Origin of the sequence: Phytobacter sp. V69 (assembly GCF_965644215.1) — a bacterium.
Lineage (GTDB): Bacteria > Pseudomonadota > Gammaproteobacteria > Enterobacterales > Enterobacteriaceae > Phytobacter.
On the sequence record NZ_CBFFRL010000440.1, the window covers coordinates 1 to 1131 of the forward strand.

The following is a 1131-nucleotide window of genomic DNA, read 5'->3' on the forward strand; positions in this document are numbered from 1 at the left end:
GCGAGCCATAGTTCAATATGTTGTTGAAAAAGACAGTTACTATAACTCAGGTGATTAAGGGACACAGCCTAGTCTTTTATTAACAATGACAGAAAAACATAAAGAAAAAATATTATTACAATACCCACAAGCAAAAAATAAAGTTTTTACGCTTTCCGAGTACGCAACGGGTAAAAATGAAGACTTAGTTGATCCATATAGTAAACCATTAGATGCATATAAAAAAGTAGAGAGTCAATTAGATAAATTATTGCCAATCACTCTTGAGAAGGCTTCATCCAAAGAAAATAAATAATTTTACATTCAATATATTATTAATGTAATAAGGCCGTCACTGAAAAAGCGACGGCCATACTAATACACCAATAAGCTAGCTTTTTATTTTTCTGTATATAAACAGGACAACTAAGGCACCAATTACAGCAACAACAAAGCTTCCAATATTAAATCCATCAACTTTTCCGTATCCGAATAAGGTGCTTATCCAACCGCCAACCAGCGCACCGATAATACCAAGGATAACTGTTATGATAAAACCACCGCCATCTTTACCAGGCATTATCCACTTAGCTAAAATACCCGCAAAAAGTCCAAAAACAACCCATGATAAAATACCCATTCTTTCACACTCCTGAGACATATAAGTAGTATAACTTTTATAACACGTGAAAATCATTCAGAACAGGATTTAAACGTATTTAACAGTACAAGGGAATTAATATAATTTATCATTAAGATTATTCTTAAAAAGAAAGCCCACAAGTTAGCAGATTGTAATATTTACATTTAAAGACAGGTGGAACACAACATTGACGCGTACAAAAATCACTCAACTTGAATAAGACCGTTGATTGCTGTATAATATACCTTTTAAAATCCATAGCGGTATATATATAAAGAATTAAACGATACATATAAAATATATATTTCTTGCCTGCTGTCTTTTCATATCAAATATTTCCTACGCAGAAGAAGAATTAAAACGCAAATGGCACTATATAAATCCAGATATTTCTGATATATACCCAAATAACTTTAAGATGCAGGATGGTAGTGCTTAAGGAAGGTGCGATTTAATCGTCAATTATGAGAACATAACCCTTTCTTTGACATAGACTTTTCACGATGCCC

The 1131-nt window shown here is 32.5% G+C and carries 1 protein-coding gene and 1 pseudogene; one reads left to right on the forward strand and one right to left on the reverse strand.

The window, feature by feature from the left end:
• Positions 1–82 precede the first annotated feature (82 nt).
• A pseudogene (locus ACSZPU_RS25835) lies at positions 83–295 on the forward strand (arsenate reductase/protein-tyrosine-phosphatase family protein); the annotation flags it as partial.
• A 75-nt stretch (positions 296–370) separates the two neighbouring features.
• Here ACSZPU_RS25835 and ACSZPU_RS25840 read toward each other — a convergent pair.
• Positions 371–619, reverse strand: a complete 249-nt coding sequence (locus ACSZPU_RS25840; RefSeq protein WP_437615310.1) for a GlsB/YeaQ/YmgE family stress response membrane protein — start codon at positions 617–619, stop codon at positions 371–373.
• Positions 620–1131: the final 512 nt, after the last annotated feature.

Bases quoted from the DNA above. Each gene is read 5' to 3' on its own strand.
- ACSZPU_RS25840 (WP_437615310.1), bottom strand. From the start codon at position 619: ATGGGTATTTTATCATGGGTTGTTTTTGGACTTTTTGCGGGTATTTTA.